Raw genomic sequence first — 25221 nt, forward strand, 5'->3', positions numbered from 1 at the left:
CATCGGGCTCAATGCCAGGGCGGGCGTTTTTCAGCATGGCCTGGGCGTGCAGCGGAATGTCGGGGCGGGACCAGGCGTCCTGGGCCGGGGACAGGTCATCGGTGTTGGTTTCGCCGGGCACCTTGAACACGGTCATGGTGATCTTGTCGGCCAGGGGCGCACGCTCAAGGAACCAGTCGGCATCGGCCCAGGACTGCATCACCTGTTTGGCATGGGCATTGCCGGCCTTGGCCTTCTCGGCCACATCGTGGAAGGCGTCAAACATCAGCAGGGTGTGGCTCAGGGCCTGGGCGGCGATGGGGGCCAGGGCATCGACGTCGAGCAGTTCAATCAGCGGGGCGACGTTGTAGCCGCCCTGCATGGTGCCGAGCAGCGCGGTGGCCTGCTCGGGGGAGACCACGGGCGAGCTCACTTCGCCCTTGGCCACGGCGGCGAGGAACCCGGCTTTAACATAAGCGGCTTCGTCAACCCCGGGGGGGATGCGGGTAGAAAGGAGTTCGTAGAGGAAGGATTCTTCGCCGGCGGGGGGGTTCTTGAGAAGTTCAACCAGGGCGGCAACTTGCTCTGCATCGAGTGGCTTGGCAACCACTCCCTCAGCGGCACGTTCTTCGACGTGTTTACGATAGGCTTCAAGCACGACTGTATCCTCTTATTATCATTCGCCACCTTGGGCGGGAATATCCTTGTTGGGGGCCAGGCGCCCTCCCGGACGCCGCAGCAGTATATAAGTTTTAACCGTGAATTAAAATCGGCGGCCTCTACCCTTTCGTCTAATATGTTGTCAAGCCAATGTTTTTAAAACATTTTCCGGCCTGCCCCGGGGAAGGACCCACCAACAAGCCGTTAACATCAGAAGCTGAACAGATTGCCGAAATAGAGGTACAAACTGTTTTTATCTCCTTCACCGTGGCCATAGGCCAGATATAACGGCCCCCAGTTGGTATCCACACCGATAAAAACACTGCCGGCCGTGAGCGAGGCATCCCAGCCAATTTCATTACCCGAGTTCCAGACCCCGCCCTGCTCCAGGGAGCCCCCCAGATAGACCGGCGAGCGAAAGGCGCCGAAGTCGTTGTCGAACCAGCGATAGTGATAAAGCAGGCCGCCAAAGCCGCTGTAGCGCCCGCTCAGTTGATCGCTCTGATAACCGGACAGATTGAACAGGCCGCCCAGGCTGCGGGCGAAAGTGGGCAGCACCTGTTCGGCGGTAGAGCCGCCCAGGCTCAGTTTGCCGACCAGGGTATGACGTCCGCCGCTCCAGGGCCGCAGCCAGTCCAGCTCGTAATCGAGGCCGGATACCCGCTCACTGCGCCCTTCCAGATCCAGGCTGTTGCGAAAATAGCCCAGCCTCACCTCCAGCGCCCGCCCCCGGGTGGGGAAAAACACATTGTCCAGGGTATCGTGGCTGAAGCGGACATAGGGCCCGAAAGAGTCGATATCCAGCTGTTCGTCGAGGTTGCGCGCCTCTATGTCGCCCACCAGCCCCTGCACTCCCAGGGCCAGCTCGCTCCAGGGCCGCAGGTTGTAGCCCAGCTCGCTGTGCAGGCTCCAGGTGGCATAGTCGAAATCCAGGCTGGTCAGGCGGCCGAACAGGGCATAACTGTCCTCGCCGGGATTGAGGTAGAAGGTACGGCGGCGTTTTTCGTACTCGCCGCGGATTTTCCAGAAAAAATCGTAATCGGTATCGAGCGGGGTGTAGTACTCGGAGGCCAGTTGCTTGTTGCTGCCGAAGGTGGCCTCCGCCAGCCACTCGCCCCCCAGCATGTTGACGTTGGTGCGGCGAAACTGGGCACCGATTTCGTAGTTGGCACGGCTGGAAAAATCATCCTCCAGGGCGAATTTGAAGTCGATAAAGCCCGGACCCCAGCCCTTTTCCCTGGCCTGCACCGTCAGCACCTGCTCGCCGTCGCGCTCTTCGATACGGTAACTGACCCGCTCGAAGGCATCCAGGGCATAAAGCCGGCGCACCCCCTGCTCCAGCTCCCGGGTCTGGTGGAACTGGCCCGGCACCAGGCCGAGCACATCGCGGATCACCGCCTCGCTGAGATTGGAGTTGTTCTCCACCACCACCCGGTCCAGATAGACGGCGTCGCTGCGCTGCAGCTGGGCGCGGCGGTCCAGCTTGCGGTGTTGATAGGCCAGGTACTCCTCCTCGCTCAGGGCCAGGGCCTGCAGCCGGGGCAGCATGACGGTGGCCGCCGCCTCGCCCCGGGCGATGGCATCGGGCATCAGGTTGAAATCCCCCACCCCGATACCGCCGATATTGGGGCTCAGCAGGATATCCCGCTCGGTCATCAGCGCCTTTTGCCGCTCGGTGCTGGAGCGGGTCAGGTAGTTGGTGAGCTGGCCTATCATCGCCAGGGCGCTGTCGAGCCGCTCCCGGGACAGCATGGCATCGCCGATGTCCACCGCGATCACCACATCGGCCCCCAGGGCCCGGGCCACATCCACCGGCATGTTGTTGACCACGCCGCCATCGGCCAGCAGGCGATCGTCCACCTCCACCGGCTGCAGCACCCCGGGCACCGACATGGACGCCTGCATGGCGGTGGCCAGGTGGCCCTCGCCCAGCACCACCGGCGTGACCGTTTCCATGTCGGTGGCCACCGCCCGGTAGGGAATGGGCAGATCATCAAAGCTCTGCAGCCCCGGCAGGTTGAGGGTGCTCTGGCGCAACAGGGCCCCCATCGACTGGCCCTGGAAGAAGCCCCCGGGCAGGCTCAGCTGCCACTGCGGATCGATACCGATATCGGTGCGCAGCAGAAAGTCGTCGTTCTGGCGCTTGCGCCGCAGCGACAGTTCGTCCCGCCCCACCTTGTCCTGGTAGCCCTGGTTCCAGTCCAGGGCCAGCATTTGCCGCTCCAGTTCCTCCCCATCCAGCCCCAGGGCATACATGCCCGCCACATAGGCGCCCATGCTGGTGCCGGTGACGATGTCCACCGGAATGCGGTTGGCTTCCAGTACCTTGATCACCCCCACATGGGCCGCCCCCTTGGCGCCGCCGCCGCTGAGCACCAGGGCAATACGGGGGCGCTCGGCCAGGGCCGGCAGGCTGGTGGCCATAAACAATATCGATAGCAGGAAGAGGCGGATCATAAGGGCGGGCCCGGCGTGAACAGAAGATTGATTGTATGCCGGTAAGGAAGAATTGGGGAGGGGCTTGCCCCTCCCGCAGCTCAGGCCGGCAGCCGGAAACGGCCGACCAGTTGTTGCAGCTCGGTGCCCAGGCGGGCCAGCTCGGAGCTGCTGGAGGCGGTTTGCTCGGTGGCCGCGGCCGAATGTTCGGACACCTCGCGGATGCTGAACACCGAACGGTTGATCTCCTCCGCCACCGAACTCTGCTGTTCGGACGCGGTGGCGATTTGGCTGTTCATCTGCTGGATATCGGACACCGAGCGGGTGATGGCATGAATTGAGCTGCCCGCCTCGTTGGCAATGGTAACGGTTTCCTCGGCCATGGCGGCGCTGCGATCCATCATCACCACCGACTCCTGGGCCTTGCCCTGCAGCCCCTGGATCAGGGTTTCGATCTGGGACGTGGCCTCCTGGGTGCGCCTGGCCAGGGCTCTTACCTCGTCGGCCACCACCGCGAAGCCGCGGCCATGCTCGCCTGCCCGGGCCGCCTCTATGGCGGCGTTCAGGGCCAGCAGGTTGGTCTGCTCGGCCACCCCCTTGATCACATCGAGGATGGTGCCGATATTGAGGCTTTCGCTTTCCAGCTGGGTAATGGTGGCCAGGGAGCGGCGTACTTCCTCCGCCAGCCGGTTGATGTGCGTGATGGTCTCGGTCACCTTGTCCTCGCCCGAATGGGCGCTTTCGTCGGCGGTCCGGGCCGAGCCGAAGGCCGCCTCGGCGTGGCGCGCCACCTCCTGTACGGTGGCGGCCATCTGGTTCATGGCGGTGGACACCTGCTCCAGCTCCATACGCTGCTGGTTGGCGCCGGTGCGGGTTTGCTCCGACACCGCCGACAGCTCCTCCGCCGAGGTGGCGATATGGCCGGCGCTCTGGTTCAGCTCGGCCACCAGCTGGCGCAGGTTGAGGGTCATGGTCTGCATCCTGTCCATCAGCCGGCCCAGTTCGTCCTTGCGGTCATGGCGCACGTCCTGGCTCAAATCCCCTTCGGCGATGCGGTTGGCCTGCAGCACCAGCAGCTTGAGCGGATTGATAATGCCCCGGGTGATCAGCCAGGCGAACAGTACCCCCAGCACCAGGGCCGCCACCGTCACCGCCAGTATCAGTATGCGGGAGCCGTCGCTGACCCGGGCCATGTCGGCCTGCTGGCTGGATACCAGGGCATTGGTGCCGGCGGCGACCGTGTCGGCCAGCACGCCTATCCGCTCCTCCACCGCCGCCAGGCCGTTGATGGCCTTGATGAAACTTTCCTGCTGCTGCTGAAACTGGACAAGCAGCTCGTACAGCTCCTTGACGTCATCGTCTTCGCGCATATTGAGGCGGTTTTCCAGGGTCACCAGCAGGCCGCGCAGGCGGGAAGACAGCTGCATGGCGTCAATCTCGTCCCGGCTCAGGGCAAAGTCCTTCTGGGTCAGGCGGATGCCCACCAGCCGCACCAGCCAGCTCATGGCGCTGGAATCGCTGGCACTGAGGTACTCGGCCCGTTGCTGGGCGGAAAAGCCGAGGCCGTTCAAATCGAAGATCTGGCGCTGGGCGTCCTCGCTGAGGGTCGCCATCTGGTCCAGCTCCTGCTCATAGGACTGGGTACCCGCCAGGATCTGCTCCAGGTAAGCCAGATCGTCCTCCTGGGTAACCGACTGGCGCAGGGCTTCCGCCAGCACCCGGGCCTGCTGCACTGTGTCCTTGGCCTGCACCAGTTGCTCGGGATCGTCCTGCAGCAGGTAGTTTTTCTCGAACTGGCGCGCCTTGCTGAACAGCAGGTCGATATCCCCCGCCCGCTCCAGTTTGTCGGCCCGGTCGAGCACTGTGGTCAGCGCGTAAAAGCTGATGCCGGCGGTGGCCAGGGTGGCCACCAGCACCAGCGCGAACCCCAGGGTAAGCTTTACCCTGACACTCAGGTTGCCAAATTTGGAGAGCATCTCGTATTCCTTTACTTTGGTCGGCAATGGTTATTGTTGTTATGGCTGCTAACCATATCGACTAATTGACCAAGATGTGAAGCCTTTCGTCGCAAAAGGTGATCTTTGACACAAATGGGACTGGGGACTGGGGACTGGGGACTGGGGACTGGGGACTGGCAGAGTAACGTTCAAATCCCTAATCCCCAGTCCCTAATCCCCGAAATAAAAACGCCCGGCTAACAAGCCGGGCGCAAATATCACAGACAGCAAGAAGACGATTACTTCTTCTTCTTGGCCTTGGGGTTCGGCAGGTCGGTGATGGAGCCTTCGAAGATCTCGGCCGCCATGCCCACGGACTCGTGCAGGGTCGGGTGGGCGTGGACGGTCAGGGCGATGTCTTCGGCATCGGCGCCCATTTCGATGGCCAGGCAGATCTCGCCCAGCAGTTCACCGGCGTTGGTACCCACGGTGGCGCCACCCAGGACACGATGGGTGTCCTTGTCGAAAATCAGCTTGGTCATGCCGTAGGACGAGTCGGAGGCAATGGCCCGGCCGGAGGCGGCCCAGGGGAAGCTGGCCACTTCGACGTTCAGGCCTTTTTCCTTGGCTTCCTTCTCGGTCACGCCCACCCATGCCACTTCCGGCTCGGTGTAGGCGATGGAGGGAATCACTTTCGGGTCGAAGTAGTGCTTCATGCCGGCGATGACTTCGGCGGCCACATGGCCCTCGTGCACGCCCTTGTGCGCCAGCATGGGCTGACCCACGATGTCGCCAATAGCGTAGATGTGCGGCACATTGGTGCGCAGCTGCTTGTCCACGTTGATAAAGCCGCGCTCGTCCACGTTCACGCCGGCCTTGTCGGCATCCAGGGACTTGCCGTTGGGAGTACGGCCTATGGCCACCAGCACGGCGTCATAGACGTTGGTGATGGTTTCGCCTTTCTTGTTTTCCATGGACACATGGATGCCGTCGTCCTTGGCTTCAACGGCGGTGACCTTGGTTTCCAGCATCAGGTTGAACTTGCTCTTCACCTGCTTGGTGAAGATCCTGATCAGATCCTTGTCGGCGGCCGGGATCAGCTGGTCGAACATCTCGACCACGTCGATCTTGGAGCCCAGGGCGTGGTAGACGGTGCCCATTTCCAGGCCGATGATGCCGCCGCCCATGACCAGCAGCTTTTCGGGCACTTCCTTCAGCTCAAGGGCGTCGGTAGAGTCCCAAATGCGCGGATCTTCGTGGGGGATGAAGGGCAGCTGGATCGGACGGGAGCCGGCGGCGATGATGGCGTTGTCGAAGGTCACTGTGGTGTTGCCGCCCTCGCCTTCCACCACCAGGGTGTTGGCGCCGGTGAACTTGGCAACGCCGTTGACCACCTTCACTTTACGCATCTTGGCCATGCCGCCCAGGCCCTGGGTCAGCTGACCGATGACTTTTTCCTTGTGGCCACGGATCTTGTCGAGGTCGATTTGGGGCTCGCCAAAGGTCACGCCGTGGCTGGCCATCATCTTGGACTCTTCGATGACCTTGGCAATATGCAGCAGCGCCTTGGAAGGAATACAGCCGACGTTCAGACAAACGCCGCCCAGAGTTGAATAACGTTCGACGATAACGGTTTCCAGGCCCAGATCGGCAGCGCGGAAGGCAGCGGAGTAACCCGCAGGGCCCGCACCCAGTACCACAACCTGAGCTTTGACTTCTTGACTCATGGTGACCTCTATTATGATTTTTTTGCCCCGTTTAAGCAGCGGTTGCTGGTTCGACCAGACTCATTTCGACCACTACTGAATAAACGGGCTAAAGTTTACTGTTCTGCCTGTAAATTGAAAGTAAAAAGGCAGGCTTATGCCTGCCTTGTCACATTACAGGGCCAGCCGGCGAAGGTCGCTCAGCACCCCGCTCAGCATGGTGATGAAACGGGCACCGTCGGCGCCGTCGATCACCCTGTGGTCGTAGGACAGGGCCAGCGGCTGGATCAGCCGGGGCTCGAATTCCTTGCCGTTCCACACCGGCTTGATGCTGGATTTGGACACACCCAAAATAGCCACTTCCGGCGCGTTCACGATGGGGGTGAACTGGGTGCCGCCAATACCGCCCAGGGACGAAATGGTAAAGCAGCCGCCCTGCATGTCGGCGGCGGTCAGCTTGCCGGCCCGGGCCTTCTGGGAGATTTCGCCCAGCTCGATGGCCAGCTCGCGAATGCCTTTCTTGTTGACATCGCGCACCACGGGAACCACCAGGCCGTTGGGGGTATCCACCGCCACGCCGATATGCACGTACTTCTTCATCACCAGGCTCTGGCCGTCTTCCGACAGGGAAGAGCAGAACTTGGGATAGGCTTCCAGCGCCTTGGCGGCGGCCTTCATGATGAAGATCAGCGGGGAGATCTTGTAACCCAGCTTCTGCTTGTCGGCAATGGCGTTCTCGGTCTTGCGGAACTCTTCCAGCTCGGTGATATCGGTCTCGTCGAACTGGGTAACGTGGGGGATCTTCACCCAGTTACGGTGCAGGTTGGGGCCGGAGATTTTCTGGATGCGGGTCAGCGCCACTTCTTCCACTTCACCGAACTTGGCAAAGTCGACCTTGGGCCAGGCCAGCACTTCCAGGCCGTTGCCGGCCACGGCCACACCGGCCGGCTGGCTTTCCACCCGCTTGATAATGGCCTTGACGTAGTTCTGCACGTCTTCTTTGAGGATGCGCTGCTTGGGACCGGTGGCGGACACCTTGGACAGGTCCACGCCGAACTCCCGGGCCAGGCGGCGCACCACAGGGGTGGCGTGCACATAGGCGTTGTTCTCAACAAACTCGGCCTTGGCGGCCGGTGCAGCGGCTTTCGGGGCGGCGGCGGCAGGCGCGGCTTCGGCCTTGGCCGGAGCAGCAGCTGCGGCCGGCGCGGCACCCGCCACCTCAAACACCATCACCAGGGAGCCGGTGGAGACCTTGTCGCCGGCGGCAACCTTGATTTCCTTGACCACGCCGGCAAAGGGTGCGGGCACTTCCATCGAGGCCTTGTCGCCTTCCACGGTCAGGATGGACTGATCGGCGGCCACCTTGTCGCCCACCGCCACCATCACTTCGGTGACTTCCACTTCGTCACCGCCGATATCGGGCACTTTCACGTCCTTGGCAGCAGCAGCGGCCGGGGCCGCCGCGGGGGCGGCTTCGGCAGGCGCAGCAGCGGCAGCCGGTGCGGCCTCACCCGCCACTTCAAATACCATGATCAGCGAGCCGGTGCTGACCTTGTCGCCCACGGCAGTCTTGATCTCGGCCACCTTGCCGGCGAAGGGTGCCGGGACTTCCATGGAGGCCTTGTCGCCTTCCACGGTGATCAGGGTCTGCTCTTCGCCCACGGTGTCGCCAACCTTGACGGCAATGTCGGTGACTTCCACCTCGTCACCGCCGATGTCCGGCACCTGAACTTCTTTCAGCGCGCTGGCGGCTGCAGCGGTCGGCGCCGCTTCGGCCTTGGGCGCGTCTTCGGTCGCCGCCGGGGCGGCAGCGCCGCCCTCTGCTTCAAAGACCATGATCAGCGAGCCGGTGCTGACCTTGTCGCCCACCGCAATCCGGATTTCCTTGACCACGCCGGCGGCGGGGGCCGGCACTTCCATCGAGGCCTTGTCGCCTTCCACGGTGATCAGCGACTGCTCTTCGCTGACCTTGTCGCCCACGGCCACCAGGATCTCGGTGACTTCAACCTCGTCTGCGCCGATATCCGGCACCAGAATATCTTTAGACATGTGTTACCCCTTATGCGTACAGCGGGTTGATCTTGTCGGCGTCGATGCCGTACTTGGCGATGGCGTCGGCTACCACCTGCTTGTCCAGTTCGCCCTGCTTGGCCAGCTCGTTGAGGGCGGCCACCACCACGTAGTGCTTGTTCACCTCGAAGTGACGACGCAGGTTATCACGGCTGTCGGAACGGCCGAAACCGTCGGTGCCCAGCACCTTGTAGCTCACGGACGGCATGAAGGCGCGAACCTGTTCGGCATAGTTCTTCATGTAGTCGGTGGCGGCGATGGCCGGTGCTTTACCCATCACCTGGGCGATATAGGGCACCCGCGGCTCGGCAGTGGGGTGCAGCATGTTCCAGCGCTCGCAGTCCTGGCCCTCGCGGGTCAGTTCGTTGAACGAAGGCACGCTGTACACGTCGGAACCGATACCGTACTCCTCGGCCAGGATTTGCGCCGCTTCGCGCACGCCCACCAGGATGGAGCCGGAGCCCATCAGCTGTACCTTGCCCTTGCTGCCGGCCACGGTTTCGAGCTTGTAGATACCCTTGCGGATGCCTTCCTCGACGCCTTCCGGCATGGCCGGCTGGTGGTAGTTTTCGTTCAGGGTAGTGATGTAGTAGTACACGTTTTCCGGGTTGTCGCCGTACATGCGGCGCAGGCCGTCCTGTACGATCACCGCCACTTCATAGGCGTAGGTCGGGTCATAGGTGATGCAGTTGGGGATCACGCCCGCCTGGATATGGCTGTGGCCGTCCTCGTGCTGCAGGCCCTCGCCGTTGAGGGTGGTGCGCCCTGAGGTACCGCCAATCAGGAAGCCGCGCGCCTGCTGGTCGCCCGCCGCCCAGCACAGGTCGCCGACCCGCTGGAACCCGAACATCGAGTAGTAGATGTAGAAGGGGATCATCGGGCAGTCGTTGGTGCTGTAGGAAGTGGCGGCCGCCAGCCAGGAGGACATGGCGCCCAGCTCGTTGATGCCTTCCTGCAGGATCTGACCCTTCTTGTCTTCCTTGTAGTAGGCCACCTGCTCCCGATCCTGGGGCACGTACTGCTGGCCATAGGGGTTGTAGATGCCGATCTGGCGGAACAGGCCTTCCATACCGAAGGTACGGGCCTCGTCGGCCAGGATGGGCACGATGCGCTCGCCGATGGACTTGTCCTTCAGCATGATGTTGAGTGAACGCACAAAGGCCATGGTGGTGGAGATTTCCCGCTTCTGCTCTTCCAGCAGGGGCGCGAACTCGCTCAGGGCCGGGATCTCCAGCTTGACGGTGGTCTGCGGTAGGCGGGTGGGCACATAGCCTTTCAGCGCTTGGCGGCGGGTGTGCAGGTACTCGTGCTCGCGGCTGCCTTCCTCGATCTTGAGGTAGGGCAGGTTGGGCAGATCCTCGTCGCTCACTTCGATGTTGAAGCGATCGCGCATGTGCTTGAGCGAAGACATGTCCATTTTCTTGACCTGGTGGGCGATGTTCTTGCCCTCGGCGGAGTCGCCCATGCCGTAACCCTTGATGGTCTTGGCCAGGATGACGGTCGGCTTGCCCTTGGTGTCGGCGGCCTTTTTGTAGGCGGCAAACATCTTGGCCGGATCGTGGCCACCCCGGTTGAGGGCGAAGATTTCCTCGTCGGTCATGTCCTTCACCAGCTCGGCGGTTTCCGGGTACTTGCCGAAGAAATGCTCGCGCACATAGGCGCCGTCCTTGGACTTGAAGGTCTGGTAATCGCCGTCCAGGGTTTCGTTCATCAGCTGGATCAGCTTGCCGGACTTGTCCTTGGCGATCAGCTCATCCCAGCGACGGCCCCAGATGACCTTAATCACGCTCCAGCCGGCGCCGGTGAACAGGCCGTCCAGTTCATTGACGATCTTGCCGTTGCCCACTACCGGGCCGTCCAGGCGCTGCAGGTTGCAGTTGATGACAAAGCACAGGTTGTCCAGCTTCTCCCGGGCGGCAATGGTGATGGCGCCCTTGGATTCCGGCTCGTCCATCTCGCCGTCGCCCAGGTAGGCGTACACGCGCTGCTCGGAGCAGTCCTTCAGGCCCCGGTCGGTCAGGTACTTGAGGAAACGCGCCTGGTAGATGGCGTTGATCGGGCCCAGGCCCATGGACACGGTGGGGAACTGCCAGAAGTCCGGCATCAGCTTGGGATGCGGATAGGACGGAATACCCTTGCCGTCCACTTCCTGGCGGAACATGTCGAGCTGGGCTTCGGTCAGGCGGCCTTCGGCGAAGGCGCGGGCGTAGATGCCGGGCGAGATGTGGCCCTGGAAGAATACCAGGTCGCCGCCGTCCTTCTCGTTGCGGGCGCGGAAGAAGTGGTTGAACGCCACTTCATACATGGTGGCGCTGGAGGCGAAGGAAGACATATGACCGCCCAGATCCAGATCTTTCTTGGAGCCGCGCAGCACTATCATGACTGAGTTCCAACGGATGATGGCGCGGATCCGCCGCTCCAGATCCCAGTTGCCCGGGTATTCAGGCTCTTCGTCGGTGGAAATGCTGTTGACGTAGTCTGAATGGGCATTTCTGGCCACGGCCACACCGGACTGGATGGCCTTGGTGGTGAGGCGCTCGTAGATATATTGGGCGCGCTCAGGTCCTTCTTGACGGATCAAAGACTCCAGGGCGTCGAGCCACTCTTGAGTCTCTATTGAATCCACATCGTTTTTCAGGATATCAGACATGGCTGTTTCCTATCTCGTTTGGGGCAACTGCCCATGGGTTTTGTCGTTGCCGAAGGCGTTGTTATTCCTGCTGTCGGGTCCGGCGCAGGGAGCGCTGAATACGGCTTTCCTCACGCTGGATGTCGAGCAGGGTTTCTTCAATAAAGGCCAGGTGCTCATGACAAGCGTCCCTCGCCTGTTCCGGCTCGCGAGCGAGAATGGTTTCAATCAGATTCGCGCGATGCTTGCGGATCTGCTCCACCATACCGGCGCGCCGGTTGAGAATCTTGATGTTGCGCAAGATGCTGGACTCCAGCATCGGCTGAATGGAGCGCAACAGGTGCAGCAGCACCACATTGTGGGCCGCCGCCGCCACCGCCAGGTAAAACTCGGCGGCGTATTTGGCCTCGCCGGCCAGGTCGCCTTTTTCCTGGGCCTTGATAATGGCCTGCTGGGCCTCGCGGATGGCGTCAAAATCGGTTTCGGTGCCGCGCAGCGCCGCATAGTAGGCGGAAATGCCTTCCATGGTGTGGCGGAACTCCAGCAGGTCGTATTGCGACTCGGGATGTTCCGCCAGCAGCTGGAACAACGGATCCGCCAGCCCCTTGCTCAGGGCGTTCTGCACATAGGTGCCGCCGCCCTGGCGCCGGGACACCAGGCCGCGCGCTTCCAGGTGCTGGATGGCTTCCCGCACCGAGGGGCGGGACACCGCGAACTGCTCGGCCAGTTCCCGCTCGGGCGGCAGCCGCTGCCCGGGTTGCAGGCTGCCTTCCACTATCATCTGCTCCAGCTTGGCGGCGATGGTTTCGGCGAGTTTCGGCTGTTTGATGCGCTGATATGACATTGAGTCCGGCTTAAAATTGGTATTACCAATTAACACTGTTAAAAAAAGGTATCAGAGGGCCGACTTAATGTCCATGTTTTTTATGCAGATTGCATACAAAAAAGTCTGAAAACCCCAAAAACTCCGGGCCGAGCTCTAAACCTAGACCAATCAAGGAAAAACTCAAGCAAACCAATTGGTAAGACCAACGAATTCAGGAAGGAAAAACGCACAGCCCTTGCCACCAAAGGAACCCGCCCCTCCCCGGTACACAGAGGGGGGGGCCGGCCGGGGACAGGCCGGGGAAAACGGGCTCAGCCCTCGGCCAGCAGGGCCCTGAAGCGACCCCAGTCGAACCCCGGGCCCGGATCCGTCTTGCGGCCTGGGGCAATATCGCTGTGGCCGGTAATACGCTCCGGGGTGATGGCCGGATAGGCGCGCATCAGCACCCGGCTCACCTCGGCCAGCACCCGGTACTGGGCATCCGTGTAGGTGCCGGTGTCGGTGCCCTCCAGCTCGATGCCCACCGAAAAATCGTTGCACCGCTCCCGTCCCTCAAAGCAGGACAGGCCCGCGTGCCAGGCGCGCCGCTGAAAAGGCACATACTGCACCAGCTCGCCGTCCCGACGGATCAGGCAATGGGCCGACACCCGCAGCTGGTGGATGCCGGCAAAATAAGGGTGCCCCGCCGGATCCAGCCGGCCCATAAAAAGGTCATCGATGTAAGGCCCGCCAAACCGCCCCGGCGGCAGGCTGATACAATGCACCACCAGCAGCGACACTTCGGCCCCCGGCCGCGAGTCCCAATGGGGGGATTCGCAGCGGCGCGCCCGCTCCAGCCAGCCGTCGTTCAGCATAAAAGACATCTCTCCTCCCAAAAACCCTGATCAAGCCCGGGTATACTAACAGTTCGACCACAGTCCCGGGCAAGGAGACCCACCATGGCAGAGCAGGGAGATTCCACCCGCACCCTGGGCCGCATCATGTGGCTGCTGGCCTGGTTGCTGGCGCTGGTGCTGATGACCTGGTATTTCCAGCAGAAGCTGGAGCAGGACCGCAACCCCAACCGGCAGGTCCAGCTGCTGGACAACGCCACCCTGGTGCTGGAACAAAACCGCCAGGGCCACTACCTGGCCGGCGGCGCCATCAACGGCCAGGCAGTGGTGTTCCTGCTCGACACCGGCGCCACCCAGGTTGCCGTGCCCCGCGCCCTGGCCGAGCGCCTCGGCCTGGCCCCCGGTCGCCGGCTGGCGCTCAATACCGCCGCCGGCCAGGCCGAGGGCTACGCCACCCGCATTAAAACATTGTCGCTGGGCCCGCTCAGCCTGTACGATCTGGACGCCGTCATCATGCCCAGCGACAGCACAGAGGTGTTGCTCGGCATGAATGCCCTGCGCCAGTTCGAGCTGATCCAGCGGGGCTCCCGACTGACCATAAGACACCTGGACCCGGCCCCCTGACGGGCACAGGCCATGAGCATTGCGTGAACACAAGGTAGGCCACATGCACAACTCCACCCTGGAGCGGGAAATCCGCTTCAACGTTACCGCCGCCCTCACCGAAGACCTCGGCGGCAGCCTGGATCCCAAACAGGACATTACCGCCCAACTGCTGCCCGAAGGCCAGCAGGTCACCGCCCACCTCATTACCCGGGAAGACGGCGTATTCTGCGGCCGCGGCTTTGCCGAGGAAACCTTTCGCCAACTGGGCGGCGAAGTGCAGCTGCACTGGCAGGTCAAGGACGGCGACCTGGTCAAGGCCGGCCAGCGGCTGCTGACCCTGACCGGTCCGGCCCGGGCGCTGATGACCGGCGAGCGCACCGCCCTCAACTTTATCCAGACCCTGTCCGCCGTGGCCACCGAAACCCGGCGCTATGTCGAACAGCTGGCCGGCACCCGCTGCCGCCTGCTCGACACCCGCAAGACCCTGCCCGGCCTGCGCCAGGCACTGAAATACGCGGTCACCTGCGGCGGCGGCCACAACCACCGCATGGGCCTGTACGACGCCTACCTTATCAAGGAAAACCATATTTTCGCCTGCGGCGGCATCGACAAGGCCGTGGCCGAGGCCCGCCGGCTGCAGCCGGAAAAACCGGTCGAGGTGGAAGTGGAGTCCCTGGCCGAGCTGGAGCAGGCCCTGGCCGCCGGCGCCGATATCGTGATGCTCGACAACTTCACCGTGCCCGACATGCGCGCCGCCGTAGCCACCACCGCCGGCCGCGCCAAGCTGGAAGTGTCCGGCAATGTCACCCTGGACACCATTGCCGACTATGCCGCCACCGGCGTGGACTATATCTCGGTGGGGGCGCTGACCAAGCATATCCGGGCCCTGGATCTATCGATGCGGGTAGAGGGCTGAGGAGGCCGGGGGCTTCCCGGAGCGCAGGCGGCCCGCCTGCCTTCCCCGCCCCGGTGCCCCCTTATGCGGGCGGGCCGCCCGCGCCCCAAAAATCGTTGCGGCCCGAGTGTTACGGTGCAAAGGTGCGAGGGCGGGCGGAACGCCCGCGGCCCACGTATCGGCGTCGCCAAAAACAGACTCTATCGAAGCCAAACCTTCATACCCTCTCCTTTTCCTGCCCGCCAGGGATGCAAAACCCCCCAGCCTTGGCTATAGATCTTTAGGTGGCAACCGCCACCCGGCCCATGGGCTTTCCAATCAAGGATGATGATATGAAGACTCCAGCACCCGGCCGCCAGGGCGGCTTTACCCTTATCGAACTGATGATAGTGGTGGCGATAGTGGCCATACTGGCCGCCGTGACCCTGCCGGCGTATCAGAATTACACCAATCGAGCTAGGTTTTCTGAAGCAGTTGCCGCTACCGGAGCAGCAAAAACAGCAGCAGAAATCTGTTGGCAGGCTCAGGGGAATTTTGCATGTACTAATCTTGCAGCAGGTAATTTTAGCGTCCCGGAGGGAGTTACATTATCAATTCCGGCCAGCTCATCAAATAGCATTACGATAAGAGCAGCTATGGGCACTCCCTCCTCAGGAGCATATAGCCTTGTAGGAACAACATCTGGTGCAAATAGTTCTGTAAATTGGACAGGTACATGTAATCCGGATTCTTTGTGCTAACTCATGACCATGCCCATCAACACCTCCAGAAGCGGTCTGGCCAGAAGCCTGGCCGCTTCTTCACTGTTGCTGCCCGATGAACTGGACCAGGCCCTGGCTCTGGCCCGGCAGGAAGGCAAGCCGTTCAGCACAGTGCTGGTGGAGCAACGGCTGCTGACCAGCACAGCGCTGGCCCGCTTTTGCGAGCAGGAATACGGCCTGCCCCTGATCGATCTCAACGACTTCAACCTGGACCAGGTGCCGCCCCAGTTTATCAGCATGGACCTGATCGAACGCCATCATGTCATTCCCATTTACCTGCAGGGCAAGGTGCTCTACCTGGCCATGTCGGACCCCACCAATGTGGCGGCGCTGGAAGATTTCAGCTTCCGTTTCAACCTGGTGACCGACGCCCTGCTGGTGGAGGAAGACAAGCTGCAGCAAATGCTGTCCCGGCTGCAGCAGGGCGGCAGCAGCGGCGTGCTCGACCTGGAAAACATCGCCGACGACGACATCTCCGGGCTGGAGCTGGCCGAAACCGGAGGCGAGCGCGACCCGGACCTGGAACGGAGCGACGACGACGCCCCCATAGTGCGCTACATCAACAAAATCATGCTGGACGCGGTGCGCAAGGAGGCCTCGGACCTGCACTTCGAACCCTATGAACGCTTTTACCGCATCCGCTTTCGCATCGACGGCATGCTGCACGAAGTGGCCTCGCCGCCGGTCAACCTGGCCGCCCGCTTCGCCGCCCGGCTCAAGGTCATGGCCCGGCTCGACATCGCCGAACGCCGCCTGCCCCAGGACGGCCGTATCAAGCTCAAGCTGACCCGTAACAAGTCGGTGGACATGAGGGTCAACACCCTGCCCACCCAGTGGGGCGAAAAAATCGTTATCCGTATCCTCGACAGCTCCGGCGCCCGGCTCGACATCAACCAGCTCGGCTACGAACCCGAACAGAAAGAACGCTACCTGGAAGCCCTGCGGCGGCCCCAGGGCATGATACTGGTTACCGGCCCCACCGGCTCGGGCAAAACGGTCTCGCTCTATACCGGCCTGAGCATCCTCAATACGGTCACCGCCAACATTTCCACCGCCGAAGACCCGATTGAAATCAACCTGCCCGGCATCAACCAGGTGCAGATCAACCCCAAGGCCGGGCTTACCTTTGCCCACGCCCTGCGCGCCTTTTTGCGCCAGGATCCGGACATCATCATGGTGGGCGAGATCCGCGACCTGGAAACCGCCGAAATCGCGGTCAAGGCCGCGCAAACCGGCCACCTGGTGCTGTCGACCCTGCACACCAACTCGGCCACAGAAACCCTCACCCGGCTTGGCAACATGGGCCTGCCCGCCTACAACATTGCCTCCTCGGTATCGCTGATCATGGCCCAGCGGCTGGCACGCAAACTCTGCCTTCACTGCAAGGTGCCGGAGCAGGTGCCGGAAGAACAGCTGCGCGCCCTGGGCTTTCACCCGGACCAGCTGGCGGCCGGTGTTACGCTGTTCCGGGCGGCGGGCTGCCCCCTGTGCACCGAAGGCTACAAGGGCCGTATCGGCATTTACGAGGTGCTGCCGATGAACGAAAAGCTGGCCAACCTGATCATGGAAGGCGCCAATTCCCTGGCCCTGGCCCGGGCGGCGGAAGAGGACGGCATGATCACCCTGCGCCGGGCCGCGCTGGAAAAGGCGCGCCTGGGCGTCATCAGCCTGGCCGAGGTCAACCGGGTGACCGGCTGACCCCCTACCGCAAGGACGCACCATGGCAACGGCAAAAAGCTACAAGGTTTATCCCTACCAATGGGAAGGCGTCAACCGGCGCGGACAAAAGGTCTCGGGCTACCTCCAGGCGGTCAGTATCCAGGCGGTCAAACGCGAGCTGCAGCGCCAGGGAGTCAGCGCCACCCGTGTGCGCCGGCGCAGCGAAGGGCTGTTTTCGCGCTACAAAAACGCGGTCAAACCGGCCGATATCGCCCTTATCACCCGCCAGATAGCCACCATGCTGGGAGCCGGGGTGCCCTTGGTGCAGACCCTGCAAATCCTCTCCCGCTCCTACGAAAAAAGCGGCGTCCGCGAGCTGTGCGGGCTGATTGCCTCGGACGTGGAAGGCGGCACCCCGCTGTCGGAAGCACTGAAAAAGTTTCCCCGCCACTTCGACACCCTCTATTGCGACCTGGTGCACTCGGGCGAACAAACCGGGGCGCTGGAACATATTTTCGACCAGATCGCCCTCTACCGGGAAAAAGCCGAAGCGCTCAAGTCGAAAATCCGCAAGGCGCTGTTCTATCCCGCCATGGTGATACTGGTGGCCATAGTGGTTACCGCTATCCTGCTGCTGTTCGTGATCCCCCAGTTCGAGGAAATCTTCGCCGGCTTCGGGGCCACCCTGCCCGCCTTTACCCAGTTGGTGATCAACCTGTCGCGCTGGATGCAACAGCACTGGCTCTACCTGCTTGGCGGCACCGTGGCCGGCGTTTTTCTCTATGTGCGCGCCTGGCGCCATTCGCAACGGGTACGCAACGCGACCGATCGCCTGATACTGCGCATCCCCGTGGTGGGCCGGATCCTGCACAAGGCGGCGCTGGCGCGTTTCGCCCGCACCCTGGCCACCACCTTTTCGGCCGGCATCCCCCTGGTGGAGGGCCTGGTGTCCGCCGCCGGCGCCGCCGGCAATGTGGTGTACCGCAACGCCGTAATGCAAATGCGCAGCGAAGTCATGGCGGGCATGCAGATGAACCTGGCCATGCGTTCGACCCGGCTGTTTCCGGACATGGTGGTGCAAATGGTGATGATCGGCGAAGAATCCGGCGCCATCGACAACATGATGAACAAGGTGGCCGGCATTTACGAGCGGGAGGTGGACGACGCCGTGGACGGCCTGGCCAGCCTGATCGAACCGGTGATCATGGTGGTGCTGGGGATTCTGGTTGGCGGCCTGGTCATTGCCATGTATCTTCCCATCTTTAACCTGGGTAGCGTAATCCGCTGAAGCTGGAAGCCTGGTGAAAGCCTTGTTTTCAAAGTTCAATCCCCATAGGAACAACCATGGCGCAACTGCTCGACAATACTTTCTTGCTGTATCTATTGGTGATGCTGGTGGGCCTGCTGGTGGGCAGTTTCCTCAATGTGGTGATCCACCGCCTGCCGCTGATGATGCAGCGGGAATGGCAGCGGGAATGCGCCGAGTTCAGCGGCCAGGCCGCGCCCGCCGAGTCGCCCTTCAACCTGTGCGTGCCCCGCTCCCGCTGCCCCCATTGCCAGCACGCCCTGGCGGCCGGAGACAATATTCCCGTGTTGAGCTGGCTCTGGCTGCGGGGCCGCTGCCGTTACTGCCAGACCCCCATTGCCAAACGCTACCCCCTGGTGGAGCTGGCCTCGGCCACACTGGCCGCCCTCGCCCTGTGGCGCTTTGGCGCCGGCGCGCAGATGCTGGCGGCCGTCCTGTTCTGCTGGTTCCTGCTGAGCATGACCCTGATCGATCTGGATCACCTGCTGCTGCCCGACAACCTCACCCTGCCGCTGCTGTGGCTGGGGCTGCTGCTCAATCTCAACACCCTCTTCGTGCCGCTTTCCAGCGCCGTGCTGGGCGCTGCCCTCGGCTACGGCATACTGTGGAGCCTGTACTGGCTGTTCAAGCTCGCCACCGGCAAGGAGGGTATGGGTTATGGTGACTTCAAGCTGCTGGCCGCCATCGGCGCCTGGTTTGGCTGGCAGAGCCTGCTGCCGGTGCTGCTGCTGGCATCCTTTACCGGCGCCGCCCTGGGCCTGGGGCTGATGGCCCTGCGCCGCCTGGGCGAAGACCGCGTGTTGCCCTTTGGCCCTGCCCTGGCCCTGGGCGGCTGGATTTATCTGATGTGGGGCAAGCAACTGACGACCATTTACTGGGGAGTGGCGCAATGAGTTATGTGGTGGGGCTGACCGGCGGCATCGGCAGCGGCAAGAGCACTGTGGCCAACCTCTTTTCCGAACTGGGCGTAGACATTGTCGACGCGGACCTTATCGCCCGCCAGGTGGTGGCGCCCGGCGAGCCGGCGCTGGCCGCCATTGCCGGCCACTTTGGCCCCGGCGTGCTCACCCAGGGCGGCGAGCTGAACCGCCGCGCCCTGCGCGAGCGGGTGTTTTCCCGCCCGCAAGACAAGGACTGGCTCAACGCCCTGCTGCATCCGCTTATCCGGGAGCGTATGGTGGCCGCTGGTAGGGCCGGCACCTCGCCCTACTGCCTGCTGGTGGTGCCGCTGCTGGTGGAAAACAGGCTCACCGGCCTGTGCAACCGGGTACTGGTGGTGGATGTCAGCCCCGAGGTCCAGCTTGAACGCACGATCAGGCGGGACGAAACCAACGAGGCGCAAGTCCGCGCCATCATGGCCGCCCAGGCCAGCCGGGAGCAGCGCCTGGCCGCCGCCGACGACGTTATCGACAACAACGGCCCCGACCCGGCCCGGCTCAAGGCGGCGGTGGCCGCGCTGCACCAAAAATACCTGGAATTAGCCGACCACGGCAAAAGGTTGCCATCTCCATAAGCAATGCCGGCCCCGCGGATTAGCCAAAAACACTAAAACCCTGACTCCCTAATCAGGGCAGAAGCCACCTGTTGCAGTTGATATCCAAGCCAGCTACGACGGGCTCCCTCCACCACAATGATCCCGGTCATCCTGCCATCCAGCTTGATATCATCCAAGTCGCCATGGTCAAACATCACCTTGTACCTGGCCTGCTCCGGAACAAGGCGCCCTTCCCGGAGCTGCCGCGCAGCCATATGCCCTCCAAAGTCCGATCCCAACTCCGGATAAGGCAGTGAGGGAATGGCACTCAATTCCATGCGTTCGAGACGAAGTCCACCCAGCGTAAAATCACCACGATCGGCAATAAAAACAGCCTTATCACCTTCGGACAAGAACCGGACATCAAGCTCACTAACAAAGCCTTCCACTATGATACCCAACTCTTGCCTGAAGGAAATCAAAGGTTGTTCCTTATTTACCCACCTCCCGACATGCACCGGCTCAAGCAAATCAAGGCCACCGGAAAAAGGAGCATAGATACTCAGTTTGCTTTTTCGTTCATCAAGTCCGCGAAGTTGCCGTTCAAGCTGCTGCAAGCGCCGCATTGTTACCGCATACTCTGTCTTCTCATCCAGGGATGAAGCCTGGCGGGATAACTTAACACGCTCCATGGCAATTTCTTGACGAGTTCTCTCAATGTGGAATTCCAACTCGGGAGAGTGAAGTACAATCATCTCCTCGCCCTCAGTAACATTGCCGCCATGGCTCACACGAGATAGCGAAATCAACGCCGACTCGGCCGGATAGATAATTTGATGTTGCTCACTACGAACCACCGCAGGAAGGGAAACTGCCACCGAAAACGGGAATGCACCGATTACAATCAAAAAAAACATCGAAGCAAAAAACACACTTCTTCGCCAGGTCAGCCGAAACTCCTTTCTTCTTTTAAACCAGACAGCCAACTCCCTTATCACAGGCATAACAATGAACCATAAAATTTCAATAACAAAAAGAAAAATGCCCAGCACTTTGAAAAAAAAGTGATACACCAACAAGGCAATGCCCAAAAAAAGGAAAAAACGATACAACCAAGTTGCCCAGGCATAGGCAAACAACAGCCTCACCCTGTATCGAGGCATGGGTTCCGGCAGTGGATCCGGCCAGCCCCACAAAAGCCGGCGCATTTTCCAGCGACCAAGTTCGAAGGCTCGCTGCTGCAGGTTTTCCACGCCAATCAGGTCAGAAAATGCGTAGTATCCATCAAAACGCAGAAAGGGACTGATATTTACCAGCAAAGAGGTGACCCAACTGGTTGTAGCAAGAAAGAAAGCGGCACTTTTTATTGAGCCATCTGGCAGCACGGCCCATACAAAGGTTGCCAACAACGCAATATAGAGTTCGGTCCAAACGCCCGCGGAAACAATCCTGAGCCTGTCTTTACGGGAACGCAGCCGCCACGCATCGGTAGTATCCGTATACAGCACGGGGAACATTACCAGAAAAGCAATGCCCATGGAGGCAACCCTGCATCCATACCGCTTGGCAACAATGGCATGACCCAGCTCATGAAGGCACTTCACTAAAGCCAAAGTCACCCCGTAAACAAGCACACCTTCAAAACTAAAAAAATACAAAAAGGTGGACCAGAATTCATCCCACTGATGGATCACCATCAGAATACCGAGAAAACCCAAAAACAGGATGACAAAATGAAAAGCAGGCGAGAAGAGGAAGGAGAATAAAGAAAGATGACGCCCAAGAAAAACATCCGGACGAACTAACGGAATACGTATAAAAAGATAGTTATGCAACAACCATTTCCAAACCCCTACTCGCTTCCCCGCCCCTTGCTGATAAAGCCCGGCACAACTTCCTTGATCTCGGGCCAGCACCAAGTTATTGGCGACCAAAAACCGGACGAAGGCATGTAACTCTTCCGCATCAATTTCTATATTTTTTTTCTGCAAAAAAGAAAGAAAGCTCTCCAGAGCAAAACCTGGCTGCCAATGGCGAATCAATGAGACAGCTCTTTCCGAAATAGCAAAATACTTGTTCCTGACAACATCATAAAGCAGCCAGCGAGGGGCCCCATCTTCATCAGGCGTACCGGGCAATAACCTGAGATTGTCGCGCAGGGTAGGTACAACAACAGATCCCAGCATTACCATCCCAACCATTGACGAAAGCTGGTAATGGGACGACGAAACAAATAGTAAAACAGCGTCACCTTTTCGCCATAGATACGTACCGTTCCTCGCATACCAATGCGTGGGTTTTCTCCTTCGCCAGGCTCCAGCTCAGCCACCAAACGATAGGCCATGGTTTCATCAATAGTCTTCTGGGGCTCATAAGCACCGTGCTTCAGCCAGGCAGTACGGGAGCCCAGGGGATTGTTATCAAAGAACACCTTCATCTCTGCCCTTTCCCGCAGAGCGACAGAATCCTTGACGGGCAGCATGACCTCCAGCTCCACTTTTTGGGTATCCGCCACCAGCAGGATCCGCTCACCCACGCGAACCGGGCGTCCTTTCCATTCAGCCGGGTCACCCATCACGGTGACACCATCGCCAGGAGCTAAAATAGTGGCTTTATCCAGCCGGGCGGCGGCATAGTTGGCCTCGGCCCGGCGCAGGTTAACCCTGGCTTCCAGCTCGGCAATACGGGCGTTCTGGCGCGGATCCGAGAAGCCACTTTGCCGGATGGTTTTCAATTCAGCTTCAGCCACCAGCAGCGCCTGCTGGGCTACCTCGAACTCACTGGCCAACTCGGCATCCTGCAGATGCACCAGTACATCTCCTGAACCGACCGGCTGACTGGGATTAACAACCACTTCCCTGACGACCCCATCAATGGGCGCGGCAATCACCATGGGATCCCTGGGGATGACTTCAAGCGGTGCCAGGGTACTCAAACGTACCGGCCACCACATTACGGCAAAAACCAATGCCACCGCGGCGACTCCCCATCGCTTATTACGCCGCTTTTGCCACAGGCCCTTAAGCGGATTGTAACGCTGCAGGGCAAACAGGGCATGTCCCATGCTGGTAGCCAAATGGCCGCATAAACCACGCTCCGCTTCAGTCCATGGCGTTTCTCGAAACAACAAAAGCACACCCCGGATTTCACCATCCCGGGCTTCAGCCACCAAAGGCTGCCACAACAACTGGCTCGGCACCATGTCATGCCAATCAGCAGCCAGTTCGGCAGGGACCGACTCGGGCGTGAGCAACTGCTGACAACTCCCGTCGAAGGAAGCCAGACCGGCCCGATACAACCGTTCGATCCAACTGACAAAGGGAGAAGTGTAGTCAACGCTGCTGATATCGGAAGCCGCCACCACCTCCAGCCGTTGTACGTTATGGCCACACAACAATACGGCCTGCGTGTAGGGAACACACCGATGGGTTTGATTAACGATGGTGTAAAACAACTGCGCAAGGTTGGTCGCCTTGCGCAGTTGTTGTTCCAGCCCCAGCAGGGCTGCAACATTATCCTTCACTCATGCTCCTTAGCTGCTTTGCAGGAACGCCAGGACGCGCTCCCCATATTGATCATTGGCGGCCAACTCAGACGCCAACTGCTCCCGCAAGGGAACAAACCCTGCCAGCGGTTCTGCAGCCTCGGCTTCCGGCGTCGTCACGCCCATTTCTTCCAGATCCAGGGTCATTTCCAGCACCCTGACCTGACCATCGGCACCCACCGCCTGGACTCGCAGCACCAGTGCCTTTTGGCCGGCCGGCGGATTATCAATGCTCACCAGCCCCTGGGCCGGATCAATGGTAATCCACGAGGGCAACGCCTCGCCACTACCCAGGGTAGCAGTATAAACAGCAGAGGACGCCGCAGGGCTGGTATCGGCAATGCGGATGTTCAACTGACCGGGGCTGGTCCGTTCAATGCCCAAAACATTCAAGGAAACGGCATTAAATGCATCACGCTGGGCACCATCAAACACAACGTCACCGGCAGCAGAAACATTTACATCGACCGAGGCTCGCAGCGTAGTACTGCCATTGGGATTCTCGGACTGAACAACCAGCGCATTGTCCCTGGCCACCAACACCACTTCATTTGCGACGGGTGGAGTGCCCACTTCAGCAGCCCCGGCTCCGCCACCCAGGCCACTCCCGACTCCACCGCCAAGGCCGCCACCAATTCCAGCACCGCCAAGGCCAGAGCCGCCGCCCAGCCCCCCACCTAAAGATGAAGTTCCGATAAAGCCCGCACCTTCGATAACCGCACTCCCCCCGGTGGCAGTGACAAGTCCGGAAGGCAGCGGGGTAAAGGTATTACCCACAACAGTAACATCATTGGCAGGAGGTGCCGGCGGAACAAAAGGCGCAGGCGCCGGAACCGCATTACTGACGCTCGGGGCCACTATCTCCAGTTGATAGTCGCGGGCTACACGGGCCCCCGACATATCGGTGGCCAGCAGAGTGACCTTAAATACGCCAGAGACCAGCGGCGTACCTGAAATCACGCCCGTCAGAGGATTGTAAACCAGACCCCGGGGCAGGTTGCTGACGCTGAACGTCAGCTTTTCACCGCTTATCGCCGCATCCGCATCACTGAACAAGGGACTAAAGTCCAGTTGGTAGGGTTTACCCATCAGCCATTTCTGATCCATATTGGCCACATCCACCACAGGGGCATCATTGGTGCCCACAATGGTCATGGTGATAACTTCGGTGCTGGCAGCGCCGTCACTATCCACAATGGTCAGTGTGTAGCTGAACGTAATGGTGTCTCCCTGGTTCAGGAAATCCAGGTTGGCTTCAGGCACTCGGTAAGTCCATGCCAACTGTCCGCTGGATGCCGCGTCCACAACGCCCGTATCAAAGCCCGATACCAGCAGGTTACGCAAGGCTTCCGGCAAGGGTGCCACCGGAGCACCACCCTGCTTGCTCCAGACTATGTCATTGTTGGACTCAAAACCGATACTGACCGTATTGTTAACATCCGCGTCCACATAGCCGATAACGCCCCCGGAGACCAGCGCTTGGCGGTCGCCATCAATGGCTTCAACCAACGGCGCTGCATCCACCACGCTCAGGGTGGGGGCGTCGTTGCTGCCGATCAGGGTAAAGCTCACCACCTGTTCGGCGGTGGCGCCCTGGCTGTCGGTGGCGGTCACGGTATAGCTGAAGGTGATGGTCTCGCCCGCCGCCAAAAAGTCCAGGTCGACGTTATCCACCGCGTAGCTCCAGCTGGTGCTGCCCGGTGCCGCCGCGTTGACCGTGGCCGGGATGCTAAAGCCGCCCAGCAATTGAGCCGCCAGCTCGGGGCTCAGGGCGCCGCCGCTCCAGACCATGTCGTTATTGCCAACAACGCTCAGGCTGACGGTGTCGTTATCATCCAGATCCCCAAAACTCACCAGGCCAGTGCCGCGCAAGTCCTGGGCACTGGAATCGCCCGCCACT

At 60.9% G+C, this 25221-nt stretch carries 17 protein-coding genes and 1 pseudogene; 7 read left to right on the top strand and 11 right to left on the bottom strand.

The window, feature by feature from the left end:
* The 8 genes and pseudogenes from C7I36_RS16185 to ampD all read right to left on the bottom strand — a co-directional run.
* Positions 1-637, bottom strand: a pseudogene (locus C7I36_RS16185) (bifunctional aconitate hydratase 2/2-methylisocitrate dehydratase); the annotation flags it as partial.
* Positions 638-849: 212 nt separating this feature from the next.
* The gene (locus C7I36_RS16190; protein WP_245880146.1) at positions 850-3063 is read right to left on the bottom strand and encodes a patatin-like phospholipase family protein; all 2214 of its coding nucleotides are present in this window, start codon (positions 3061-3063) and stop codon (positions 850-852) included.
* Between the two features lie 113 nt (positions 3064-3176).
* Positions 3177-5051, bottom strand: coding sequence for a methyl-accepting chemotaxis protein (locus tag C7I36_RS16195; protein WP_106454719.1), 1875 nt, complete (start codon positions 5049-5051; stop codon positions 3177-3179).
* 260 nt (positions 5052-5311) lie between these two features.
* Positions 5312-6739 carry a dihydrolipoyl dehydrogenase gene (lpdA, locus tag C7I36_RS16200; protein ID WP_106454720.1) on the bottom strand — a complete coding sequence of 476 codons (1428 nt, stop codon included), beginning with the start codon at positions 6737-6739 and terminating at the stop codon, positions 5312-5314.
* A gap of 153 nt (positions 6740-6892) precedes the next feature.
* Positions 6893-8767 (bottom strand): pyruvate dehydrogenase complex dihydrolipoyllysine-residue acetyltransferase, encoded by a 1875-nt coding sequence (aceF, locus tag C7I36_RS16205; RefSeq protein ID WP_106454721.1) that lies wholly within the window; start codon positions 8765-8767, stop codon positions 6893-6895.
* 10 nt (positions 8768-8777) lie between these two features.
* Positions 8778-11438: a pyruvate dehydrogenase (acetyl-transferring), homodimeric type gene (gene aceE, locus C7I36_RS16210; RefSeq protein ID WP_106454722.1), complete on the bottom strand. Its 2661-nt coding sequence runs from the start codon at positions 11436-11438 to the stop codon at positions 8778-8780.
* Positions 11439-11499: 61 nt separating this feature from the next.
* Positions 11500-12261 carry a pyruvate dehydrogenase complex transcriptional repressor PdhR gene (pdhR, locus tag C7I36_RS16215; protein WP_106454723.1) on the bottom strand — a complete coding sequence of 254 codons (762 nt, stop codon included), beginning with the start codon at positions 12259-12261 and terminating at the stop codon, positions 11500-11502.
* A 293-nt stretch (positions 12262-12554) separates the two neighbouring features.
* Positions 12555-13106, bottom strand: coding sequence for a 1,6-anhydro-N-acetylmuramyl-L-alanine amidase AmpD (ampD, locus tag C7I36_RS16220; protein ID WP_106454724.1), 552 nt, complete (start codon positions 13104-13106; stop codon positions 12555-12557).
* A gap of 75 nt (positions 13107-13181) precedes the next feature.
* On the opposite strand from ampD, the gene C7I36_RS16225 reads away from it, so the two are divergent.
* From C7I36_RS16225 to coaE, 7 genes are all read left to right on the top strand, one after another.
* Entirely contained in the window at positions 13182-13700 is a 519-nt protein-coding gene (locus tag C7I36_RS16225; protein ID WP_106454725.1) for a retropepsin-like aspartic protease family protein, read from the top strand.
* A gap of 43 nt (positions 13701-13743) precedes the next feature.
* Positions 13744-14598, top strand: a complete 855-nt coding sequence (gene nadC / locus C7I36_RS16230; protein ID WP_106454726.1) for a carboxylating nicotinate-nucleotide diphosphorylase — start codon at positions 13744-13746, stop codon at positions 14596-14598.
* 311 nt (positions 14599-14909) lie between these two features.
* A complete protein-coding gene (locus C7I36_RS16235; RefSeq protein ID WP_106454727.1) occupies positions 14910-15317 on the top strand; it encodes a pilin in 408 nt (135 codons plus the stop codon).
* A gap of 3 nt (positions 15318-15320) precedes the next feature.
* Entirely contained in the window at positions 15321-17036 is a 1716-nt protein-coding gene (gene pilB / locus C7I36_RS16240) for a type IV-A pilus assembly ATPase PilB (RefSeq protein WP_106454728.1), read from the top strand.
* A 22-nt stretch (positions 17037-17058) separates the two neighbouring features.
* Positions 17059-18285: a type II secretion system F family protein gene (locus C7I36_RS16245; protein WP_106454729.1), complete on the top strand. Its 1227-nt coding sequence runs from the start codon at positions 17059-17061 to the stop codon at positions 18283-18285.
* A gap of 56 nt (positions 18286-18341) precedes the next feature.
* Positions 18342-19196 (top strand): prepilin peptidase, encoded by an 855-nt coding sequence (locus tag C7I36_RS16250; protein ID WP_106454730.1) that lies wholly within the window; start codon positions 18342-18344, stop codon positions 19194-19196.
* The gene (gene coaE / locus C7I36_RS16255) at positions 19193-19816 is read left to right on the top strand and encodes a dephospho-CoA kinase (protein ID WP_106454731.1); all 624 of its coding nucleotides are present in this window, start codon (positions 19193-19195) and stop codon (positions 19814-19816) included. Before C7I36_RS16250 ends, coaE begins: the two co-directional genes overlap by 4 nt.
* Positions 19817-19848: 32 nt before the next feature.
* Here the strand turns inward: coaE and C7I36_RS16260 are convergent, their stop codons facing one another.
* The 3 genes from C7I36_RS16260 to C7I36_RS16270 all read right to left on the bottom strand — a co-directional run.
* Positions 19849-21963, bottom strand: coding sequence for a site-2 protease family protein (locus tag C7I36_RS16260; RefSeq protein WP_106454732.1), 2115 nt, complete (start codon positions 21961-21963; stop codon positions 19849-19851).
* Positions 21963-23300 (bottom strand): efflux RND transporter periplasmic adaptor subunit, encoded by a 1338-nt coding sequence (locus tag C7I36_RS16265; protein ID WP_106454733.1) that lies wholly within the window; start codon positions 23298-23300, stop codon positions 21963-21965. The genes C7I36_RS16260 and C7I36_RS16265 overlap by 1 nt, the downstream gene beginning before the upstream one ends.
* 9 nt (positions 23301-23309) lie before the next feature.
* On the bottom strand, positions 23310-25221 hold a 1912-nt coding region (locus C7I36_RS16270; protein WP_219899679.1), incomplete at its 5' end, for a putative Ig domain-containing protein.

Source organism: Zobellella taiwanensis, from assembly GCF_003012795.1.
Lineage (GTDB): Bacteria > Pseudomonadota > Gammaproteobacteria > Enterobacterales > Aeromonadaceae > Oceanimonas > Oceanimonas taiwanensis.